General features: G+C 66.2%; 20 protein-coding genes. 14 read left to right on the forward strand and 6 right to left on the reverse strand.

All coding sequences use genetic code 11. From position 1 onward, the window contains the following. Positions 1-4: 4 nt before the first annotated feature. The 11 genes from H681_RS19525 (at position 5) to H681_RS19570 (ending at position 10,015) form a co-directional block, all read left to right on the forward strand. Positions 5-1,129: a mannuronate-specific alginate lyase gene (locus tag H681_RS19525; protein ID WP_041712705.1), complete on the forward strand. Its 1,125-nt coding sequence runs from the start codon at positions 5-7 to the stop codon at positions 1,127-1,129. Positions 1,130-1,469: 340 nt separating this feature from the next. Then, positions 1,470-2,945, forward strand: a complete 1,476-nt coding sequence (locus H681_RS19530; protein ID WP_015478612.1) for an MBOAT family O-acyltransferase — start codon at positions 1,470-1,472, stop codon at positions 2,943-2,945. Positions 2,946-2,958: 13 nt separating this feature from the next. Beyond that, positions 2,959-4,164: an alginate O-acetyltransferase gene (locus H681_RS19535; protein ID WP_015478613.1), complete on the forward strand. Its 1,206-nt coding sequence runs from the start codon at positions 2,959-2,961 to the stop codon at positions 4,162-4,164. Positions 4,165-4,222: 58 nt separating this feature from the next. Continuing rightward, positions 4,223-4,873: an alginate O-acetyltransferase AlgF gene (gene algF / locus H681_RS19540; protein ID WP_015478614.1), complete on the forward strand. Its 651-nt coding sequence runs from the start codon at positions 4,223-4,225 to the stop codon at positions 4,871-4,873. Between the two features lie 284 nt (positions 4,874-5,157). After that, a complete protein-coding gene (locus H681_RS19545; protein ID WP_015478615.1) occupies positions 5,158-6,603 on the forward strand; it encodes a mannose-1-phosphate guanylyltransferase/mannose-6-phosphate isomerase in 1,446 nt (481 codons plus the stop codon). 427 nt (positions 6,604-7,030) lie between these two features. Beyond that, complete coding sequence (locus H681_RS19550) at positions 7,031-7,495, forward strand: hypothetical protein (RefSeq protein WP_015478616.1); 465 nt, start codon at positions 7,031-7,033, stop codon at positions 7,493-7,495. A gap of 61 nt (positions 7,496-7,556) precedes the next feature. Continuing rightward, entirely contained in the window at positions 7,557-8,387 is an 831-nt protein-coding gene (locus tag H681_RS19555) for an SDR family oxidoreductase (RefSeq protein ID WP_015478617.1), read from the forward strand. Continuing rightward, complete coding sequence (locus tag H681_RS19560) at positions 8,387-8,773, forward strand: hypothetical protein (RefSeq protein WP_015478618.1); 387 nt, start codon at positions 8,387-8,389, stop codon at positions 8,771-8,773. Before H681_RS19555 ends, H681_RS19560 begins: the two co-directional genes overlap by 1 nt. Positions 8,774-8,857: 84 nt before the next feature. Further along, positions 8,858-9,523 (forward strand): tyrosine-protein phosphatase, encoded by a 666-nt coding sequence (locus tag H681_RS19565; protein WP_015478619.1) that lies wholly within the window; start codon positions 8,858-8,860, stop codon positions 9,521-9,523. Between the two features lie 74 nt (positions 9,524-9,597). Then, complete coding sequence (locus H681_RS27070) at positions 9,598-9,732, forward strand: hypothetical protein (protein ID WP_269078250.1); 135 nt, start codon at positions 9,598-9,600, stop codon at positions 9,730-9,732. Between the two features lie 31 nt (positions 9,733-9,763). Beyond that, positions 9,764-10,015 (forward strand): hypothetical protein, encoded by a 252-nt coding sequence (locus H681_RS19570; protein ID WP_015478620.1) that lies wholly within the window; start codon positions 9,764-9,766, stop codon positions 10,013-10,015. A gap of 212 nt (positions 10,016-10,227) precedes the next feature. On the opposite strand, the gene H681_RS19575 is transcribed toward H681_RS19570, so the two are convergent. From H681_RS19575 to H681_RS19590, 4 genes are read right to left on the reverse strand one after another with little or no spacing between them, the layout of a single operon-like run. Then, positions 10,228-11,133, reverse strand: coding sequence for an efflux RND transporter periplasmic adaptor subunit (locus H681_RS19575; RefSeq protein WP_015478621.1), 906 nt, complete (start codon positions 11,131-11,133; stop codon positions 10,228-10,230). A 13-nt stretch (positions 11,134-11,146) separates the two neighbouring features. Continuing rightward, a complete protein-coding gene (locus H681_RS19580) occupies positions 11,147-11,347 on the reverse strand; it encodes a DUF1656 domain-containing protein (protein WP_041712708.1) in 201 nt (66 codons plus the stop codon). Position 11,348: 1 nt separating this feature from the next. Then, entirely contained in the window at positions 11,349-13,544 is a 2,196-nt protein-coding gene (locus tag H681_RS19585; RefSeq protein WP_015478623.1) for an FUSC family protein, read from the reverse strand. Position 13,545: 1 nt separating this feature from the next. Next, positions 13,546-15,054: an efflux transporter outer membrane subunit gene (locus H681_RS19590; RefSeq protein ID WP_015478624.1), complete on the reverse strand. Its 1,509-nt coding sequence runs from the start codon at positions 15,052-15,054 to the stop codon at positions 13,546-13,548. A gap of 190 nt (positions 15,055-15,244) precedes the next feature. Here H681_RS19590 and H681_RS19595 point away from each other — a divergent pair, with 190 nt between their 5' ends. Both H681_RS19595 and H681_RS19600 read left to right on the forward strand, forming a co-directional pair. Continuing rightward, positions 15,245-16,180 (forward strand): LysR family transcriptional regulator, encoded by a 936-nt coding sequence (locus H681_RS19595; RefSeq protein WP_015478625.1) that lies wholly within the window; start codon positions 15,245-15,247, stop codon positions 16,178-16,180. 300 nt (positions 16,181-16,480) lie between these two features. Then, on the forward strand, positions 16,481-17,455 hold the full coding sequence (locus tag H681_RS19600) for a 2-hydroxyacid dehydrogenase (RefSeq protein WP_015478626.1): 975 nt from the start codon (positions 16,481-16,483) through the stop codon (positions 17,453-17,455). 187 nt (positions 17,456-17,642) lie between these two features. Here H681_RS19600 and H681_RS19605 read toward each other — a convergent pair whose 3' ends face one another. Next, positions 17,643-18,947, reverse strand: coding sequence for a Wzz/FepE/Etk N-terminal domain-containing protein (locus tag H681_RS19605; protein ID WP_015478627.1), 1,305 nt, complete (start codon positions 18,945-18,947; stop codon positions 17,643-17,645). Positions 18,948-19,394: 447 nt separating this feature from the next. After that, positions 19,395-20,288 (reverse strand): DMT family transporter, encoded by an 894-nt coding sequence (locus tag H681_RS19610; RefSeq protein WP_015478628.1) that lies wholly within the window; start codon positions 20,286-20,288, stop codon positions 19,395-19,397. Positions 20,289-20,424: 136 nt separating this feature from the next. On the opposite strand from H681_RS19610, the gene H681_RS19615 reads away from it, so the two are divergent. After that, a complete protein-coding gene (locus tag H681_RS19615; RefSeq protein WP_015478629.1) occupies positions 20,425-21,300 on the forward strand; it encodes an AraC family transcriptional regulator in 876 nt (291 codons plus the stop codon). Positions 21,301-21,337 lie beyond the last annotated feature (37 nt).

Consider the following 21,337-nt stretch of genomic DNA (forward strand, 5'->3'; position numbering starts at 1 on the left):
CAAGATCAAGACTCCCATCGTTACCCGAGTCGGCCTGACGGTCGCCGTGGTCTCAGCGCTGTTCGGCGGCCCCCTGTTTCCCAGGATCGGTCACGCCGCGGACCTGGTGCCACCACCGGGCTACTTCTCCGCCGTCGGCGACAAGGGCAGCAAGAAGGATTCGGACCGCTGCCCCGCCATCCCGACGCCCTACACCGGCAGCCTGCAGTTCACCAGCAAGTACAAGGGCTCGGACTCGGCGCGCTCGACACTCAATGCCGATGCGGAAAAGGAGTTCCGCAACCAGATCAAGGACATCTCCGAGATGGAGCGCGGCACCGCCAAGCTGATCACCCAGTACATGCGCAGCGGCAACAAAGGTGATCTGGATTGCGCGATGAACTGGCTGGACGCCTGGGCCCAGGCCGGCGCCCTGGAGAGCACCGACTTCAACCACACCGGCAAGTCCATGCGCAAATGGGCCCTCGGCAGCCTGTCGTCCTCCTACATGCGCCTGAAGTTCTCCAGCAGCCGGCCGCTGGCCGCCTACGCCGAACAGTCGAAGACCATCGAGAACTGGTTCAGCACCCTGGGCAGCCAGGTGGTGCGCGACTGGAGCGACCTGCCGCTGAAGAAGATCAACAACCACTCCTACTGGGCCGCCTGGTCGGTAATGTCCGCCGCCGTGGTGACCAACCGCCGCGACCTGTTCGACTGGTCGGTGCAGGAGTTCAAGGTCGCCGCCAACCAGGTGGACCCGGACGGCTACCTGCCCAACGAACTCAAGCGCCGCCAGCGTGCGCTGTCGTACCACAACTACTCGCTGCCGCCGCTGACCATGATCGCCGCCTTCGCACAGGTCAACGGCGTCGATCTGCGCCAGGAAAACAACGGCGCCCTGCAGCGCCTGGCCAACCGCGTGATGCAGGGCGTGGACGACCCGGACGCCTTCGACGAGAAGACCGGCAACGACCAGGACATGGACGACCTGAAGAAAAGCAGCAAGTTCGCCTGGCTGGAACCCTACTGCGCGCTCTACAGCTGCGCGCCGAAGACCCAGGACTGGAAGAAGAAGATGGAGCCGTTCAACAGCTTCCGCCTGGGGGGTGAAGTGACCAAGGTTTTCAACCGACAGGGGGCGGGGAGCTGAAGCAGCGCCCGTCTCCGTAGGCACTTCACGTAGGGCGGATAACGCTTCGCGTCATCCGGCCGGGACCTGTAGGAGCGAGCTTGCTCGCGAACAGTATTTCCGGGAGCTCCGGCGTCGGGCGGTTCGCGAGCAAGCTCGCTCCTACGAAGAGCTACCCATCCCGCACACGCGGGGCACGGCAACACCACCCGACCCACGCGACAAAGACGCGGGCGGGCGCACCAGATTGAGCAACACCAGGGGAGGAAATGGCGGGTTGCCCCGGCCTTTCCTCAAGGCATCGAAAGATGCCGGAAGGGCTGGAGCGGTCCAAATATGAAGCTCCAGAGAGAGACGCGGAATGGTCTTTTCTTCCAACGTGTTCCTGTTCCTGTTCCTGCCGATATTCCTCGGCCTGTACTACCTGAGCGGGAACCGCTACCGCAACCTCCTGTTGCTGGTAGCCAGCTACGTCTTCTACGCATGGTGGCGTGTCGACTTCCTGGCCCTGTTCGCCGGCGTGACGCTGTTCAACTACTGGATCGGCCTGCGCATCGGCGCGGCCGGCGTGCGCACCAAGGCTGCGCAGCGCTGGCTGATCATCGGCGTGGTGGTCGACCTGTGCGTGCTGGGCTACTTCAAGTACGCCAACTTCGGCGTGGACAGCCTCAACGAGATCATCACCTCGTTCGGCATGCAGCCCTTCGTGCTGACCCACATCCTGCTGCCCATCGGCATCAGCTTCTACACCTTCGAATCGATCAGCTACATCATCGACGTGTACCGCGGCGACACCCCGGCCACGCACAACCTGATCGACTTCGCGGCGTTCGTGGCGATCTTCCCGCACCTGATCGCCGGCCCGGTGCTGCGCTTCCGCGACCTGGTGGACCAGTTCAACCACCGCACCCACACCGTCGACAAGTTCGCCGAAGGCTGCACCCGCTTCATGCAGGGCTTCGTCAAGAAAGTCTTCATCGCCGACACCCTGGCGGCGGTGGCCGACCACTGCTTCGCCTTGCAGAACCCCACCACCGGCGACGCCTGGCTCGGCGCGCTGGCCTACACCGCGCAGCTGTACTTCGATTTCTCCGGCTACAGCGACATGGCTATCGGCCTCGGCCTGATGATGGGCTTCCGCTTCCTGGAGAACTTCAACCAGCCCTACATCAGCCAGTCGATCACCGAGTTCTGGCGGCGCTGGCACATCAGCCTGTCCAACTGGCTGCGCGACTACCTGTACATCAGCCTCGGCGGCAACCGCGGCGGCGAGCTGCAGACCTACCGCAACCTGTTCCTCACCATGCTGCTCGGCGGCCTGTGGCACGGCGCCAACTTCACCTACATCATCTGGGGCGCCTGGCATGGCACCATCCTCGCCATCGAACGCCTGCTCGGCGTGAAGGCCGCGCCGCGGGTGTTCAACCCGCTGAAGTGGGCGCTGACCTTCCTGATGGTGATCATCGGCTGGGTCATCTTCCGCGCCGAGAACCTGCACGTGGCCTGGCGCATGTACGCGGCGATGTTCAGCTTCGGCGACTGGAGCCTCTCCGAACTCAACCGCGCCAGCCTCACCGGCCTGCAGGTCGGCACCCTGGTGGTCGCCTACGTGGTGCTCGCCGTGTTCGGCCTGCGCCAGTTCTACAACGCACCGCTGGCGGAAAAGGCCAGCAAGGCCAAGGCCGTCGAACCGACGGCGGTGCTCGCCGGCAATGGCGGCGCCCTCGCCGTGATGCCGGTGCTGGCCATGCGCGCCGCCCTGCTCCTGCTGTTCGCCGCCTCGGTGCTCAAGCTCTCGGCGCAGAGCTACTCGCCGTTCCTCTACTTCCAGTTCTGAGCGAGGCCGGATCATGCAACCGACTACACACCCCAAAATCAGCAAGCCCCTGCAGTACACCTATATCGCCGTGTTCGGCGGAATGCTGCTGGGCCTGGCCGGCTGGTCGCTGAAAGCCTTCCCCAGCTTCTCCGCCGCCGAGGGCACCACTGTGCTCAACGGCAAGCTGTCCCACGCCTTCGAAGGCCACTACGACGACGAATTCCCGATCAAGCGCCTGGGCACCAATCTCTGGGCCGCGCTGGACTACACCGTGTTCGAGGAAGGCCGTCCGGGCGTGGTCCTCGGCAAGGACGGCTGGCTGTTCACCGATGAAGAGTTCAAGCCCGCTCCCACCCGGCAGCAGCTGGACGACAACTGGGCCCTGGTGCGCGGCGTACAGCAGGAGCTGGAGCACCGCGGCGTGAAGCTGGTGCTGGCGATCATCCCCGCCAAGACCCGCCTCTACCCCGAGTACCTGGGCAAGGCGCAACCGGCGGCGCTGCATGCCTCGCTCTACGAGGACTTCCTGCAACGCGCCCGCCAGGCCGGCATGGCCGCGCCGGAGCTGCTGGAAACCCTGGAGCACGCCAAGGACAACGGCCAGGTCTTCCTGCGTACCGACACCCACTGGACGCCGCTGGGTGCCGAAGCCGTGGCCCAGCGCCTGGGCGAAAGCATCCGCGCAGGCCAGGGTGCCGATCTGCCGACCCAGACCTTCGTCACCGAAGCCGGCAAGAGCACTCCGCACAAGGGCGACCTGCTCACCTTCCTGCCGCTGGACCCGCTGTTCACCAGCCTCCTGCCGCCGGAAGACCAGCTCGAGCAGCGCCAGACCCACCCGACCGAGGACGCCGCCTCCGCCGCCGCTGACAACGGCGGCGACGCCGATCTCTTCGGCGACAGCGCCCAGCCGCAGGTCGCCCTGGTCGGCACCAGCTACAGCGCCAATGCGCGCTGGAACTTCGCCGGCGCCCTCAAGCAGGCGCTCTCGGCGGATGTCATCAACTACGCCAAGGAGGGCAAGGGCCCCCTGGAACCGATGCTCGAACTCCTGCAGGACGAAGGCTTCAAGCAGAAGCCGGCGCGCCTGCTGGTCTGGGAATTTCCCGAACGCTACCTGCCGATGCACAGCGACCTGAGCCAGTTCAACCCGGACTGGGTCGCCCAGCTGCGCGCGGCGGGCAACCGCGACGAACGCCTGGCCGCCAACCAGGCAAGCCACCCAACGGCGCACTGAGCGCCGCGACAGGGCATCACCCATGCCCCACAAAAGTGAGAAGACGGAGGTACACCCCATGAACCGACTGACCATTCGCACCCTGAAGTCGTCCGCACTGGCCCTCTGCCTGGGCGCAGCATCCTTCGGCGCCTTCGCCGGCGGTGAAGGCGCGCTCTATGGGCCGCAAGCACCCAAGGGTTCAGCCTTCGTGCGGGCCTACAACGCCGGCAGCTCCGAACTGAACGTCGCCGTCGGCAACGCCACCCTGAACGACGTCTCGCCACTGGGCTCCAGCGACTTCAAATTCCTCCCGGCGGGCAACTACACCGCCAAGGTCGGTACCCAGAGCCTGCCGGTGAAACTCGATCCGGACGCCTACTACACCCTCGTCAGCCAACCCGGCGGACAGCCGCGCCTGGTGCCCGAACCGCCGTTCAAGAACAAGCAGAAAGCCCTGGTCCGCGTACAGAACCTCAGCGGCAAGGCCCTGACCCTGAAAACCGCCGACGGCAAGACCGAAGTGGTCAGCAACGTCGCCCCGCAAAGCCACGGCGACCGCGAGATCAATCCGGTGAAAGTGAACCTCGCGCTGTTCGACGGCGCGAAGAAAGTCAGCGACCTCAAGCCCGTCACCCTCGAGCGCGGCGAAGTGGTCTGCCTCTACATCACCGGCGAGGGCGGCAAGCTCAACCCGGTCTGGGTCAAACGCCCGGTAAAGGTGGACTGATCCCATGAGCCGGCGGCCGTTCCCCAGCCACTCCCACCCGGAGTGCGGACGAGACAGCGCGTCTCCCGCCGGCACCAACTGCCTGCTCTCCCTTCGGGGAAAGCCTCGGGATGACGGCGCCGCGGCGCCCCATCCCGCCCAGAACAACAAGACCGGCACCGCACCGGCAGAAAGAACAGTGCGCCGCAACGACGGCACGCACAGGAGAGGTCACCCACAAGGCACGCCATGCCGCCCGATGTGGCACGGCTGACAGAACGCATGAACGCTTTAGGAGAAACCACATGATCCCAGTAATCCTTTCCGGTGGCAGCGGCTCGCGACTCTGGCCTCTTTCCCGCAAACAGTATCCCAAGCAGTTCCTCGCCCTCACCGGGGAACACACCCTGTTCCAGCAGACCCTGGAGCGCCTGGTCTTCGAAGGCATGGAACCGCCGGTGGTGGTCAGCAACCAGGAGCACCGCTTCATCGTCCAGGAGCAGCTCGAGGCGCTGCACCTGAACACCCAGGCGATCCTGCTCGAACCCTTCGGCCGCAACACCGCGCCGGCGGTCGCCATCGCCGCCATGAAACTGCTCGCCGAAGGCCGTGACGAGCTGCTGCTGGTCCTCCCCGCCGACCATGTGATCGAAGACCAGCGCGCCTTCCAGCGTGCGCTCGCCCTGGCCACCAACGCCGCCGAGAAAGGCGAGATGGTGCTCTTCGGCGTCCCCGCCAACCGTCCGGAAACCGGCTACGGCTACATCAAGTCCGGCGACGAGCGTGGCCTGCCGGACGGCGTGATCCGCGTCGAGCGCTTCGTCGAGAAGCCCGATGAAGCCCGTGCCCAGCAGTTCGTCGAGGAAGGCGGCTACTACTGGAACAGCGGCATGTTCCTGTTCCGCGCCAGCCGCTTCCTGGAAGAGCTGAAGAAGCACGACACCGACATCTACGACACCTGCCTGCTGGCCCTGGAGCGCAGCCAGCACGACGGCGACGTCGTGAACATTGACGCCGCCACCTTCGAGTGCTGCCCGGACAACTCCATCGACTACGCCGTGATGGAAAAGACCCGCCGCGCCTGCGTAGTCCCGCTGGCCGCCGGCTGGAACGACGTCGGCAGTTGGTCGTCGATCTGGGAAGTGCACGACAAGGACGCCGACGGCAACGTCACGATGGGCGACGTGGTGGTGCACGACAGCCACAACTGCCTGGTGCACGGCAACGGCAAGCTGGTGTCGGTGGTCGGCCTCGAGGACATCGTGGTGGTCGAGACCAAGGACGCCATGATGATCGCCCACAAGGACCGCGTGCAGGACGTCAAGAAGGTGGTCAACCAGCTCGACGCCGCCGGCCGCAGCGAGACCCAGAACCACTGCCAGGTCTACCGTCCGTGGGGCTCCTACGACTCGGTGGACATGGGCGGCCGTTTCCAGGTCAAGCACATCACCGTCAAGCCGGGCGCGCGCCTGTCGCTGCAGATGCACCACCACCGCGCGGAGCACTGGATCGTGGTATCCGGCACCGCCCAGGTGACCTGTGACGACAACACCTTCCTGCTCACCGAGAACCAGTCCACCTACATCCCGATCGCCTCGGTCCACCGCCTGGCCAACCCGGGCAAGATCCCGCTGGAGATCATCGAAGTGCAGTCGGGCAGCTACCTGGGAGAGGACGACATCGAGCGTCTGGAAGACGTCTACGGACGTACCTCGGACAACGTGGAGCCGCTGCGCGCCGCCGTTCGCTGAGTCTGGCGCTTCCCTCATCGGCGCCAACGCCCCCGCCCCCTGTGGTGCGGGGGCTTTTTTATGAGGGCCCCCTCACGCCGGTGCCAGCCTCGCTCGTAGCGGACTCATCCGCGATGCCCTTAACGCGCAGCGTTATGCGCCAAGGGCTGTACACCAACTGTTTTTGATAGGACCGGGGGGACGCCCAGTCCTTGCTCGCGAACAGAACCCGGCCACATCGGTGTTGGGCGGTTCGCGAGCAAGCTCGCTCCTACAGGTGTTCGTCCTGCGACGTGAGTACGGCGGTTGGCCTTCGCGGACAAGGTCCGCCTGTATGGCGTCAGGGTAGGAACCTGTCGGGGATGGAGGGACAAGACCCGCATCTGCATCAACCCACCCCGCCCCGCCCCCTGCTAAGGTAATCATCGAATCCCCCGCGGAGCGCTCCATGCTGTACGGCATCCTGCTGATCGTCACCTGGGTCATCCTCCTGATCCGCTATCCCTCCCGCGCCCTCCCCATTTCCGGCGCCGGCCTGGCCGGGCTGGCGGCGGTGATCACCCTCGCCATCTGGCAGGACAGCAACGACAGCCGCCAACTGCAGCACCTGGAACTGCGCATCGCCTACCAGCCCGAGCATTGCCCGCCCGACCGCCCTCTCGCCGTCAGCCTGAAGAACGGCGCCTCGCACCCGCTGCTGGAGCTGCGCTGGAAGGTCGCCGCCTACCGCCCCGGCGACACCACCGACCTGGCCGAAAACCTCTACGAAGCCCCGCGCTACCGTGGCCCCGGCGCCCTGCTCGCCGGCGACGCCTGGAGCGACTGCCTGCCCCTACCTCCGCTACGCCCCGGCTACCGCGCCAGCACCCTGGAATTTCGCGCCGAACGGGTGAACGGCCGCTTCGGCAACTGATTCACCTGCCCGGCACAATCCGGTACGGTAGTCCCGCCCACAGCCCAAGGACTGCCAGACCATGCCCCAGCCCGTCGCGCTCATCACCGGATGTTCCAGCGGCATCGGCCGCGCCCTCGCCGATGCCTTCCAGAATGCCGGTTACCAGGTCTGGGCCAGCGCCCGCCGCGACGAGGACGTCGCCGCCCTGGACCAGGCCGGCTTCCGGGGCGTGCTGCTGGACGTCAACGACGAACCCGCCATCGAGCGCCTCGCCGAGCAACTGCAGCGCGAAGCCGGCGGCCTGGACGTGCTGATCAACAACGCCGGCTACGGCGCTATGGGACCACTGCTGGACGGCGGCAGCCAGGCGATCCGCAAACAGTTCGAGACCAACGTATTCGCCGTGGTCGGCGTGACCCGCGCGTTGTTCCCGGCGTTGCGCGCACGGCGCGGGCTGGTGGTGAACGTCGGCAGCGTGTCCGGCGTGCTGGTCACCCCCTTCGCCGGCGCCTACTGCGCGTCGAAGGCGGCGGTACATGCGCTGAACGACGCGCTGCGCCTGGAGCTGGCGCCCTTCGGCATCGGAGTGCTGGAAGTGCAGCCCGGCGCCATCGCCTCCCGTTTTGCCGCCAACGCCAGCCGCGAGATGGCGGCGGTGGTCAGCGAAGATTCCGCCTGGTGGCCGCTGCGCCGCTTCATCCAGGCGCGTGCCGCTGCCTCCCAGGACAAACCCACCCCGGCCAGCGACTTCGCCCGCGAGCTGCTGGCCGCCGTACAGCGCTCGCCGCGCCCGCGCCTGGTGCGCATCGGCCACGGCAGCCGCGCCCTGCCCCTGCTTGCCCGCTGGCTGCCCACCGGGATGCTGGACAAGGTGCTGAAGAAGCGCTTCGGCCTCGATGGACAACTCTGATGACATACCAGGTCCGCTACCTCGCCCTGGCCGGCATCCTCGCCGCCTTCATCCTCAACGTGGTGGCGCGCGGCTTGCTGCGGGTCGGGGGAGTGCCGGCGACCCTGCTGGTGGCGGCGCTGATCGCCGCGCTCATGGCCTTCTGGTTCGCCCGGCGGCACAAGCGCCTGGCCGAAACCGGCGAGCGCTGGCGGCTCACCGCGCTCTATGGCGGCGGCCTGGCCGTGCTCTACCTGGTCCTGGTCGGGCTGGCGGCCTGGAAGAACACACCGAGCCCCGCCGCGTTGCTGCTCTATGGCCTCAACTACCTGTGCTACCCGCTCAGCGTCTGGTGGTTCTTCCGACCGGGCGTGCTGGCGCGCTTCCTGCCGCACGACGCCCGCTGAGCCGCTTCACATTTTCTTCACGCTCATTTCATTCAGGCACCACTCGACGCGGCCTATGGTGGCGCGACCTTTCGAGGAGTGCCCATGCCCTTCCCCAGCATCCTGCGCGCCACCGCTGGCGTCGTCGCCCTGATCGCCAGCCTGTCCAGCCTCTCCGCCCTCGCCGCCGGCGAGACGCAGGCCGACTGGGCCAAGCCGGTGGACAAGTCGTTCAACCTCTACCAGATGTCGCCGACCCTCTACCGCAGCGCCCTGCCCGACGGCCAGGACCTGCCGGTGCTGGCACAACTGAAGGTGAAGACCGTGGTCAGCTTCATCAAGGACGACGACAAGGCCTGGATCGGCAACCAGCCGATCACAGCCGTGAGCATCCCGAGCCACGCCGATCGCGTCGACGACGCCGACGTGCTGAAAGTCCTGCGCATCCTCCAGCAGGCCGAATTGCAGGGGCCGGTGCTGATGCACTGCAAGCACGGGCGCGATCGCACCGGCCTGTTCGCGGCCATGTACCGCACCGTGGTCGAAGGCTGGAGCAAGGAAGACGCGCTGAAGGAAATGGTCCAGGGCGGCTTCGGCGCCGAAGATGACATGCAGGACGCCATCGCCTACGTGCAGAAGGCCGACGTGGGCAGGCTGCGCCAGGCCCTGGCCAGCGGCGACTGCAGCACCACCGCGTTCTCCAGCTGCCACCTCAGGGAATGGCTGGTGAGCACCTTCAGCGAAACGCGTGCGCCACACCCCGGCCACTGATCCCCACCGATCACGCCAGATGCCTGCGAGTGCGGTAGGTTAGGAAAATCTCCCACCCGCTCGACAGGCTCGCCATGACCTCCCCCCGCTTGCGCGACGTCACCCACACCCGCTGCATCGACCATGCCGGGCTGTCCCCGGAGAAGACCCATGCGCTGCTCGATGGCTATCCGGTTCGCCCGCACTTTGCCGCGCCGGGGCTGGTCTGAGTTCAGGACAACCGCCCGAGCCCGACCACCGATGAACGAGCTGATCGACCTGCTGCAATGGCCCGCCATGCTGGTCACCGTCCTCGCCGCCTGGCTGGTCGGCTCCCGCGAGCGCAAGCGCCGCGAGATCGGCTTCTGGGTATTCCTCGCCAGCAACGCGCTGTGGATCGCCTGGGGTATTCCAGCCCAGGCCTATGCGCTGGTGTTGCTGCAGTTGTGTCTGGCGGCGATGAACATTCGCGGCAGTTACAAGAACCGCCGGAGTAAAGCCTCCCGGGGATAACCGGCTTTTTTGTAGGAGCGAGCTTGCTCGCGAACCGATTCCGCTGCGGTGCCTGTTCGCGAGCAAGCTCGCTCCTACGAAGAGCCAAAGCCTCTCCCGCAGAGCGGGACGCGCAGCCGGGGTTGGGATGAGGGCAAGTGGCGGAGATTCCCGCTGCATTGCCGCAAACGAAAACGGGAGCCGAAGCTCCCGTTTTCACTCACCCGATCGGATCACTGCGCCGTCGCAGCCGCCCCGTCGGAGCGCTCCGCGTTACGGCTCTGCGGATTGACGATCACGGTCGCGGTAATCCCCGCCGCCAGCAGCACGCCATCCGGCACTTCGTCGATATGGATGCGCACCGGCACACGCTGGGCCAGGCGCACCCAGTTGAAGGTCGGGTTGACGTCGGCCACCAGCTCGCGGCTTTCCGGGTTGTCGCGGTCGTAGATGGCGCGGGCGATGCTTTCGACGTGGCCCTTCAGGCGCTCGCCGCTCATCAGTTGCAGCTCGGCCGGGTCGCCGACGCGGATGTGCGGCAGCTTGGTCTCTTCGAAGTAGCCGTAGATCCAGTAGGAGTTCTCGTCGACCACGGCCATTTTCGCCTCGCCGACGCGGGCGTAGTCGCCACGGTGCACGTTGAGGTTGGTCACGTAGCCGTCCACCGAGGCGCGCACCTGAGTGCGCTCCAGGTTCAGCCTGGCGGCATCCAGCGTGGCCAGGGCCTGCTGGTAGTCGGCCTCGGAAGCGGCGGCGGTGTTGCTGGCGTCATCCAGGCTCTCGCGGGAGACCACTTCCTCGTCCATCGCGCGGCGGCGCTTGGCGTTGAGCTGGCGCATCTGCAGGGTGGCCTTGCGCGAGGCGACCAGGGCTTCGGCCTGCTTCACGGCGATGCGGTAATGGTCCGGGTCGATCTGCATCAGCAGGTCGCCTTTCTTCACCTGCTGGTTGTCGCGCACCGGCACATCCACCACCACGCCGGAAACGTCGGCGGCGACGTTGATGATGTCGGCGCGCACCCGGCCGTCGCGGGTCCAGGGCGTATCCATGTAGTTCACCCAGAGGGCGCGGCCGATCAACGCGGCGACCGCCAGGATGATCAGGGTCGCCAGCAGGCTGATGATGGATTTGAGAGTCATCGATGCACGCTCGTTATCTGTAGATGGTCAAGGACAGCCCGCCGAACAGGCAGGCGAACAGGCACACGCGGAACAGCGCCGGGTGCCAGGTGTAGCGGTACAGGCCGATGGAGGCGAAAATCCGGTCGATACCCCAGCAGATCACCGCGGCGACGATGAACATCAGGGTCAGGGTCGGCATGTAGACCCCGTGGAACGCGATCTCGCGGGGCAGGTCAGGCAACATGGATGGCTTTTCCTGAAGGCATTGGGGCATCGCGCAGCGGCGACTGCGGGTCGAGCAGGCTGCTGCGGATGAAGTGCAGGTAGCTGAGCACACGGCGCAGCGGCGAGCTCTCGAAGTCCGGGGCGCGCGGCTCGTCGGTGTTCTTCACGCAGTCGATGGCCTGCTCCACGGCGGCCAGGGCGCGCTCACGATTGGCCTCGCCAGGCTGCACGAACAGGCGGATCAGCGCACGGCCCAGGGCGCGGATGGCCTGGCGCCAGGGCATCGATTCGGCGTAGCAGGGCTCATCGGGCAACGCCTCCTGCTCCACGCGCAACTCGATGATCGCGTGGCCGATCTCCAGCACCACGAAGGTCCAGCGCAACAGGCGACGCTGCATCCGCGGGCTGCGCGCGGCCAAGCCATAGGCCTGGTTGAGCAGGTCGCGGGTGCCGCTCTCGAAGGACGAGACGAGGCCGTCGAGCTTGCCGCTGATGGCTTCCACCACGCGCAGGCGCAGGTCCTTCTCCAGGCGGCGCCACAGCCAGGCGCTGGTGGGCGGCATGATCACCGCGACGACCAGCGCGGCCAGGCTCTGCGAGAGCACCAGGGCAATGTACTCGTTGAGCATGCGGCCCGGATCGTAGACCGTGAGGTTCGCCGGGATCGCGCCGAAGCTGAAGAACACCAGCAGGCCCAGGCCGTAGCCGGCGTACTTGGGCTTGGTCGAGAGGAACGCGCCCGCCGCGAACACCGGCGCCAGGGCGAAGGCCAGCAGGGCGAAGCCGTCCAGGTGCGGGAACACGAAGAAGGTTTCGGAAAAACCCAGGATCGCCGCGAAGAAAGTACCCACGGCCATCTGCATGGCCATCTTCGCCGGGTCCGGCGCTGCCGAGACCAGCGCGGCGACGGCGGCGGCGTTGAGCACGAAGGTGCTGCCGCTGGGCCAGGCGGTCTCGATCCAGAACAGGCCGAACACCAGCACCATCAGCGCGGTGCGCCCGCCGGCCACCAGCGAGGCGACCAGGTTGGCCTTGGGCGAGAAGCCGTGCTTCCAGTTCTCCCGCTCGTGCTTGTGGGCGGCCAGGGAGGCGTGGGTCAGGGCGTAGTTGTAGAGGTCGTCGGCCAGGCGGTAGAGCAGCTCGCCGGCGGTGTTGTAGTCCAGCAGCGCGGACGCTTCGTCCTGTTCGGCCAGCAGTTGCGCACGGCCGGAGCGGATGCGCTGCATCATCCGCGAGCGGTGGCTTTCCAGTTGCGCGGCGAGGTGCTCGGCGTCACGGTCGGTCACCGACTGGCCGCGCCACGGCGCGAGCACCTGGGCCAGTTCGTCCAGGCACGGCTGCAGGGCGCGCAGCACCGCCTCGGCTTCCTGCACGCGCAGGCGCGAGAGCAGTTGGTGCAGCGCGTTGTAGCGGGTGGTGAGGACCATGAACTCGTTGTTCAGGCGCGACAGCCGACCGGAACGCAGGCGCATGTGCGGGTCTTCGAAACGGGTGGCGCTGCGCAGCGCTTCCAGGCCCACGGCCTCGGCGGCGAAGGCCACGTTGGCGGCTTCGAACCTGGGCCGTTCGCCGCCGCCGAGATTGTCCAGGACGAAGCCGGCGAAGGCACCGAAACGCTGGTACAGCGCGCTGCGCATGGCGGTGCTGGAGGTCTGCGGGAACAGCGTGGCGCTGACCACCGTGGAACAGAGAATGCCGAGGCTGATTTCCAGCACCCGCCAGATGGCCGACATGAAGGCCGCTTCCGGATGCAGGGTGGCGGGCAGGCCGATCAGCGTGGCGGTGTAGCCGGCGAGCACGCAGGCGTAGGAGCGGAAGTCGCGGTAGCGCGCGGCGCCGACGGTGCACAGGCCGATCCACAGCGCCGAGACGAGCAGGAACAGCACCCGCTCCTGGGCGAAGATGGCGATCAGCGCGACCATCACGGAGAGGCCGATCAGGCTGCCGATGATCCGGTAGAAACTCTTGGCGAACACCTGGCCGCTCTGCGGCTGCATGACGATGAACACAGTGATGGTCGCCGTGCTCGGCTGCGGCAGTTCCAGGCGCATCGCCAGCCACAGGGTCAGCAACGCGGCGAGCAGCACCTTGGCGATGTAGATCCAGCTGACGCCGTCGCTGCGCCCCCACTCCAGCAGCGCGCGACGCAGGGCGTCGAGCGGCGCTGCCGGGCGGGCGGACGAGGTGTAGTTGTCGCCCGCCATCTCAGCGCTCGCTGACCGCGCGGACGTCGACGGTTTCCGGGACCATCTTCGAATCCTTCGGCCCTTCCTGAACGTCCATCAGGCCGCCGCCCAGGGCGACCACCAGGCCGGCATGGATAGCCAGGCGCGCGGCGCGCACCCGCTGCTCCACCAGTTGTTGCTGGAACAGGCGGCTCTGCGCGTTGAGCACGTTGAGGTAATCGGTCAGGCCGCCACGGTAGGCCCTGGTGGCAATGTCGTAGGTGCGCTGGGCAGAGGCCACGGACTTCTCGGCGAAGCCCTGCTGCAGCTCCATCGAGTGCATGCGGATCAACTGGTCGGAGATGCCCTTGAGGGCGTTGACCAGGGTCTGGTTGTACTGCGCCACGGCGGCGTCGTAACCGGCCGACTCCTGGCCGAGCTGCGAGCGCCGGCGGCCGCCGTCGAAGATCGGCAGGGAGATGGCCGGGCCGACGCCGTAGGTGAATTTCTCGGCGTTGAGGAACTCCAGCACACCGCCGCCCACCGCGCTGTAGCCGATACTGGCGACCAGGTCGACGTTGGGGTAGAACTCGGCGCGGGCGACGTCCACGCCCTTGGCTTGCGCGGCGACCTTCCAGCGGCTGGCGACCACGTCCGGGCGGTGGCCCAGCAGTTCCATCGGCAGCTTGCTGGGCAGGCCCGGCCCTTCGGCGAGCGTCAGGCTCGGACGCTGGATCGAAGCGCCCGCTCCGGGCCCCTTGCCGGCCAGGGCGGCGATCTGGTTGCGGGTCAGCTGGATGGCCTCATCCACCGACTCGATCTTGCGCTCGGTTTCCGGCAGAGGGGTTTCCGCCTGGCTGACTTCGAAATGGGTGCCGATGCCGCCGGCCAGGCGGCGCTGGGCCAGGGCCAGGATGCCTTCCTGCTGCTTGAGCATGGCCTTGCCGATGTCCAGTTCGGCGTACTGCAGCGACAGCTGGATATAGGCGCGGACGATGTTGCTCTCCAGCTCCAGCTGGGCCATGCGCGCTTCGGCGGCGGTCATCTTCGCGATGTCCAGGTAGCGCTCGGTGTTGCTGCGCTCGCGGCCCCAGAGGTCCAGCGAGTAGCTGAAACCCAGGGCGGCATTGTTGTTGAAGGTGGTGGTGTCGGCCAGGTCGCCCGGACCGTAGAAGTAGTCGGTCGGCCAGCGGTGGCGGGTCAGCGAGGCATCGGCGCTGACCTGCGGCGACTCGGCGGACTCGGCGATGCCGGCCATCGACAGGGCCATGCGCACCCGTGCCTCGGCCTGCGCCAGGGTCGGGCTGCCCTCCTGCGCGGTCTTCACCCAGGCATTCAACTGCGGATCGCCATAGGCCCGCCACCATTGCTCCGCCGGCCAGCCGGCTTCCCGGTTGGCGTGTGCGATGGCGGCGTCGGTAGCCAGCTCGGCGTCACCCAGGCGTTGTTCCTGCGGGGCGATGCCTTGGGTACTGATACATCCGGCGATTGTTGAAAAAATGACAAAGGAGCCGACGAACGTCAGTCCTTTCACGAGGTGACGCGACACGGTGAGGATCCTGGAAAATGATCGGGCAATCAGCGAAGGGTAGCTGCCAAAGCCAATGGCAGCGATTGAATTTTAGGGATGCGGAAGGGAACGGATAAGCCGGCTGAAATGCGATTGTTTGTTACCGATAATGAAACAATATGTGTCTTCATCCGTGTGACAATACACCGCTACTACTGACGAGGCCCCAATGGACACACTGCAGACCATGCGTGCGTTTGCCTGCGTCGCGGAAACCGGCAGCTTCACCGCCGCCGCGCAGCAGTTGAACACCACCACCGCCTACGTTTCGCGCGCCGTGGCCAATCTCGAATCGCACCTCCAGACCCGCCTGCTCAACCGCACCACCCGGCGCATCGCCCTGACCGAGGCCGGCCAGCGCTACCTGCTGCGCTGCGAGCAGATCCTCGCCTATGTCGAGGAGGCCGAGGCCGAGGCCAGCGACGCCCACGCCCGTCCCGCCGGCCGCCTGCGTGTGCATTCGATGACCGGGATCGGCCAGCACTACGTGATCCGCGCCATCGCCCACTACCGCCAGTTGCACCCGGAAGTGACCTTCGAGCTGACGATGGCCAACCGCGTGCCCGACCTGCTCGACGAAGGCTTCGACGTGGCCATCGTGGTCGCCTCCGAACTGCCGGACTCGGGCCTGGTGTCCCAGCGTATCGGCGAGACCCACAGCATTCTCTGCGCCTCGCCCGAGTACCTGACCCGGCGCGGCGCGCCGAAGACGCCCTCGGACCTGATCGACCACGACTGCCTGCGCCTGCTCAGCCCCGTGTTGCCGCTGGACAAGTGGCTGTTCGACGGCCCGAACGGCCAGGAAATGGTCACCCTCGGCCATTCCCCCTTCCAGGTGAACGTCGGCGATGCCATGACCGAAGCCATCACCTACGGCATGGGCATCGGCGCCCTGCCCGTCTACTCGGCCATCGACGGCCTGCGCGACGGTTCGCTGGTGCGCGTATTGCCGCACTACAAGCTGCAACAATTGAACGTCTACGCGCTGTACCCGTCGCGGCAGTACCTGGACGCGAAGATCAAGACCTGGGTCGCCTACCTGCGCGAAAACCTGCCCGGCGTACTCCTGGCCGATGGCGCCGGCCTCGCCAACGTCGCCTCCTGAGCGCCGTTTCCCCGCGTTTGCGGGCAAGTTCGCTCGATGTAACTCCTGACCCCGGTGTGAGTGAACTTGCCCGCAACTCCCAATCTCCCGCGCCTTAATTTTCCGCCCCGTGTAGGAGCGAGCTTGCTCGCGAACCGCATTGCACCGAGGTCGCCGGGAAATCCTTTCGCGAGCAAGCTCGCTCCTACAAGAGCAACCCAGCCGTTCGATAACCGCCCGACGTGCAAGTCGGCCTTGCCCCGCCCCGTCCCCGCGGTGATAGGGTTAGCCCCTTCATTGATCCCCAGCCGTCCGAGCGCCATGAAAAAGAACGTCTTCGTCTTCAGCCGCCTTGCCCCGGAACACCTCGACCGCCTGCGCAGCCAGTTCAATGTCAGCGTGCTCGACCCCAGGCTGGGCGACGTCGACGCGCAACTGGCCGCCGCCCTGCCGACCACCCACGGCATGATCGGCGTGGGCCGCCCGCTGGGCGAGAAGCAACTGGCCCAGGCCGGCCAGTTGGAGGTGATCTCCAGCGTCTCGGTGGGCTACGACAACTACGACCTTGCCTACCTGAACCAGCGCGGCATCCCGCTGACCAACACTCCCGACGTGCTCACCGAAACCACCGCGGACCTGGGCTTTGCGCTGATCATGGCCACCGCCCGACGCACCGCCGAGCTGGACGCCTGGACCAAGGCCGGGCAATGGAAACGCACCGTGGATACCCCGCAGTTCGGCGTCGACGTGTACGGCAAGAAGCTCGGCATCCTCGGCCTTGGCCGCATCGGCGCCGCCATCGCCCGACGCGGCCGCTTCGGCTTCGACATGGACGTGCTCTACCACGGCAACAGCCGCAAGCCGGAACTGGAGCAGGCACTGGGCGCGCGCTTCTGCGGGTTCGACGAACTGCTGGGCGAAGCGGATTTCATCTGCGTGGTGGTGCCGCTGTCGGAGCAGACCCGCAAGCTGATCGGCAAGCGCGAGCTGGAGCTGATGAAGCCCAGCGCCATCCTGGTGAACATTGCCCGTGGCCAGGTGATCGACGAAGCCGCGCTGGTGGAAGCGCTGCAGGAAAAACGCATCCTCGCCGCCGGCCTGGACGTCTACGAGAAGGAGCCGCTGGCCGAATCGCCGCTGTTCGCCCTGCCCAACGCCGTGACCCTGCCGCACATCGGCTCCGCCACCTTCGACACCCGCCGCGCGATGGCCGAGTGTGCGCTGGACAACTTCGAGACCGCGCTGCGCGGCGAGCGGCCGAAGAACCTGGTCAACCCGCAGGCCTGGAAAGGCTGATCAATAGCCGCCTCTCCGGGAAAATGCGTACCTGGGCTCCCCCTGGCTGCGCGCCAGGCAGATCGCCGAGCCGCAGCGTACTTCACTTGCAGCCCTTTCAGAGCACAGGCTCTTCAGCCCGGCGCCGTCTGAAGCCCGGACGATGGCTACCCCTATGCAGCAAAAAGAGGCCGCGATCGAGCAGGCATCAGCTGGAGTAGTTCAGAACCAGCGCTCGTTCCTCGCGAACTATCGGCTGTCCCCTTCTGACTACGGCCACAAGCGCGGCACCCACACCGAGCGCCAAGCCAAGGAACAGGCCGAGAGCCATGATCAGCATCTTGCGAGGCCGCACCGGCGCCGAAGGCTCGGTAGCGGACTGATCGAGCTGAACCAACTGCAATTGCGAGAAATCGACACTCAGGTGCTCCAATCTAGCCCTCTGCTCGGTGAGCGCGGCAAGATTCGCAAGAAACAGCTCGTCGTTCGCGCGCCCCCGCAGCACCTCGACCTCCCGGTTATGGGAGAGCAGCGCCAGCTGTTTCTGGATCTCGGAAACCCGGGGTTCGGAAAAGTCATCCGATTGCCGGGCAATCAGGGCAGATCGCTCAGCCTCCAAGGCTTCCACCCCCATGAAATAGAGCGGTATCTGCTGATTGGTGACCTCGGTCCGGAAGATGCTTCCCTGTATTTCCCGATTGTTGTCGCCCAGGGCAGAAGGCGTGGTCGGCTTGGAAATATGCAGTCGCTCGGCAATCTGAATCGCCTCATTGAGCTGCTTGATGCGATTTTGCCGCCGAACCTGCAACTGCTGGCGAAGCGCTTTGAGTTCGTCCGTAAGCTGAATTGTCCGGAGGCTATCGGCTTCCAGAAGGGCCGCTATCTTGGCTTCCTTACTGGTGTCATAGGCTGCTCGCTGGACCGCTATCTGCCTCTCGACGCGTGTCAGGCGATTGGCCAGGAGAACGTTGAAATCATCCTGGATTCGTTGACGCTCCCGCTGCACCGCAGCCTCTATCAACCCGTTGACGATCGCAACGCCGTCGACTCCAGCCGGGAAGAGAAAGCGCAACCCCACAAAGGGTGAACTGGCCGGCACCTTCTTCAGGTCCGGGCGCAGCACGGTAAATCCGTCCCTGTTCAGTCGCTCGAGCATCTGCTCAAGCGGCTCGTCACCAACCCGCAGTGCAGCCGCCAACTCCGGATTATCACGGAAGAACTGCAAACGAACGCTGTAGGACTCCAGCGCCACACCCACCTGACTCAATGCCTTGGCGGGGCTCAGCTCCATGAGCTTGGTTTCATTGAGTCCATCGAGGTCCTTGAGCGCTATGGGTCGAAGCACGCTTTCCACCTGATATACAGGCGTCGCCAGCGTGGCGTACAGCGCGGAACAAGCGACGATGAAAAGCGTGACCCCCAGGATCAGGAACTTGTATGCCCAAAGGGAACCACACAGGGCGATAAGATCGATTTCGTCACTTCTGCGGGTTGGGGGAAGAGGGGCATTCATTGCGTAAGCGTCCTTGCAGAATCAGTTGCGTCAATACGACCAACCGAGCCAACGGAACTTTTCCAGAGGCAAAAGGTCGCCGGGCGACATGATAGCGATATGACACTCAAGAGCAATATCACATCTTGTCGCAGGCAAAATCGAGAGAGCGATATCTGCAAGAAGCCAGGTACAGCCGGGCGCGACCTATCCGGACGGTCGGATCGACAGAACGTAATCAGGGCATTCGATTGATAGCGGAGAGGACGGGGAAACTCGCCCTCGCCTCATCACTGGCGGGCAGCCCCAGGCAGGGTGGCACTGGCCTGCCGAGGCGTCGCCTCGGTGAAAGGCGGCCGATGGTTTGCGTACCGGCGTCTGCTCCACAACTGCGAACAGGTTCGAGGCGCCCGGAGCCGTCGGCGGTTCGCGAGCCGGAGCCGGGTGCCCTCCGGTCCTACACCGCCATCACACCCGCACCGGCTGCAGAACGGGTTTGGGCTTGCGGAACACCAGCACGTTGCCCGCCATCACCAGCCCCAGTCCGGCCAGCGCCGGCAGCGTCCACTGGTAGCCCTCGACGAACGCCGAGACATTCAGCGCCACCACCGGGAACAGCACGGTGCAATAGGCGGCGCGCTCCGGTCCCATGCGCCCGACCAGGGTCAGGTAGGCGGTGAAGCCGATCACCGAACCGGGGATTGCCAGGTACAGCAGCGAACCAACGTACTGCGGGCTGCCATCGAAAGTCAGCGGCACGCCTTGCACCACGCAGATCCCCAGCAGGATCAGCGAACCGTAGAGCATGCCCCAGGCGTTGGTGCTGAGCGGACGCAGGCCGGCCTTCTGCTGCAGGCTGGAAAGCAGGTTGCCGGCGGAGAAACACAGGGTGCCGGCCAGGGCCAGGCCCAATCCGTAGTATGTCTCACGCCCGGCGCCGTGGCTGGACAGCTCCGGCCAGAACAGCAGCACCAGCCCGGCCAGCCCCAGGGCACCCCCACCCAGCACGTTGGGGGCGATGCGCTGGTTGAAGAAGAGCCGCGCATTGAGCGCGTTCCACAGGGTCGCGGTGGAGAACACCACGGCGATCAGCCCGCTGGGGATCCACTGGCTGGCGGTGTAGAAGCACAGGAAGTTCACGCAGAACAGACACCCCCCCTGGGCCAGGCAGATCGCCTGGCCGCGCCGTCCCAGCGGCTGCAAGCGGCGTGACGCCAGCAGCAGGACGAACAGCACCAGCGCCGCCAGGCTGAAGCGGTAGGCGATGGACAGCGGAATGGCGACCACGCCGACCTGCAGCTTGATGGCGATCCAGGTGGTGCCCCAGATGAGCACGGTGAGCAGGTAGAGCGACAGGTTCATGGCGGCCTCCGGATGATAGATGAACAGTCTCCCGCCCTCCTCCGGCGCCGGCTTGCAGATTCTTGCGCTTATTGCGACAACCGGGCTGGCAACGCGCGCTCGCGCGAGTAGAGTGAGGCGCAACAGAGGAACGCCCATGCCCGCCATTCAACAGCTCGAAGTCTTCCAGTCGATGAACGCATCGCCAAACGCCCGCCTGGAGCGCTGCGCGGAGCTGGGCGACGGGCTGTCGGCGGCCATCTGGAGCAACAGTCACGACGCTCGCGACTACCACGCGCCCAGCCATCACACCCTGTCCTGCTACCTGAACGACGGCACCGGCACCTTCCGCCGCGGTGCCCCCGGCACCAAGGGCGCGCCGGACAAGCTGTGCGTGATGCCCGCGGGCGCCGAGTCGGCGTGGATCGTCAACGGCGACATCCGCCTGGCGCACCTGTACATCGGCCAGGAGCAGTTCGCCCTGGGCTGTATTCGCCTGCTCGACCGCGAGCCGCGCGAGCTGCAACTGCATGAACGCACCTTCCTCGACGACCCGCAGCAGGCCGCGCGCTTCCGCCAGTTGGTGAAGCTGGACTGGCACGAGCCGGGCGAACGCATCCGCACCAGCACGCTGGCCCATGACCTGATCGATCATCTGCTGCTGAATCAGGTTGGCCTGCGTGAAGGGCTGCGTTTGAAGGGCGGGCTGGCGCCGGCGATGCGCCGGCGGGTGGCCGACTATATCGAGCAGCGCCTGGACCAGCCGCTGTCGCTGGGCGAGCTGGCGATGCAGACGGCACTGTCGGAATACCATTTCGCGCGGATGTTCCGCGAGAGTTTCGGCATGCCGCCGCACCAGTACGTGCTGGCCCGCCGCGTGGCCCTGGCGCAACGCCTGCTGCGCGATACCCGCCAGCCGCTCGCCCAGGTGGCCCTGGCGTGCGGGTTCTCCAGCGCCAGCCATTTTGCCAACCGGTTCCGCTCGGTGGTGGGCGGGACGCCGGGGGAATTTCGGTTGGCGTTCGAGCGCTAAGGGCTGGAACGCGATCCGCCGGCAAGGCCGGCGTCAA

Source organism: Pseudomonas sp. ATCC 13867 (assembly GCF_000349845.1).
Classification (GTDB): domain Bacteria; phylum Pseudomonadota; class Gammaproteobacteria; order Pseudomonadales; family Pseudomonadaceae; genus Pseudomonas.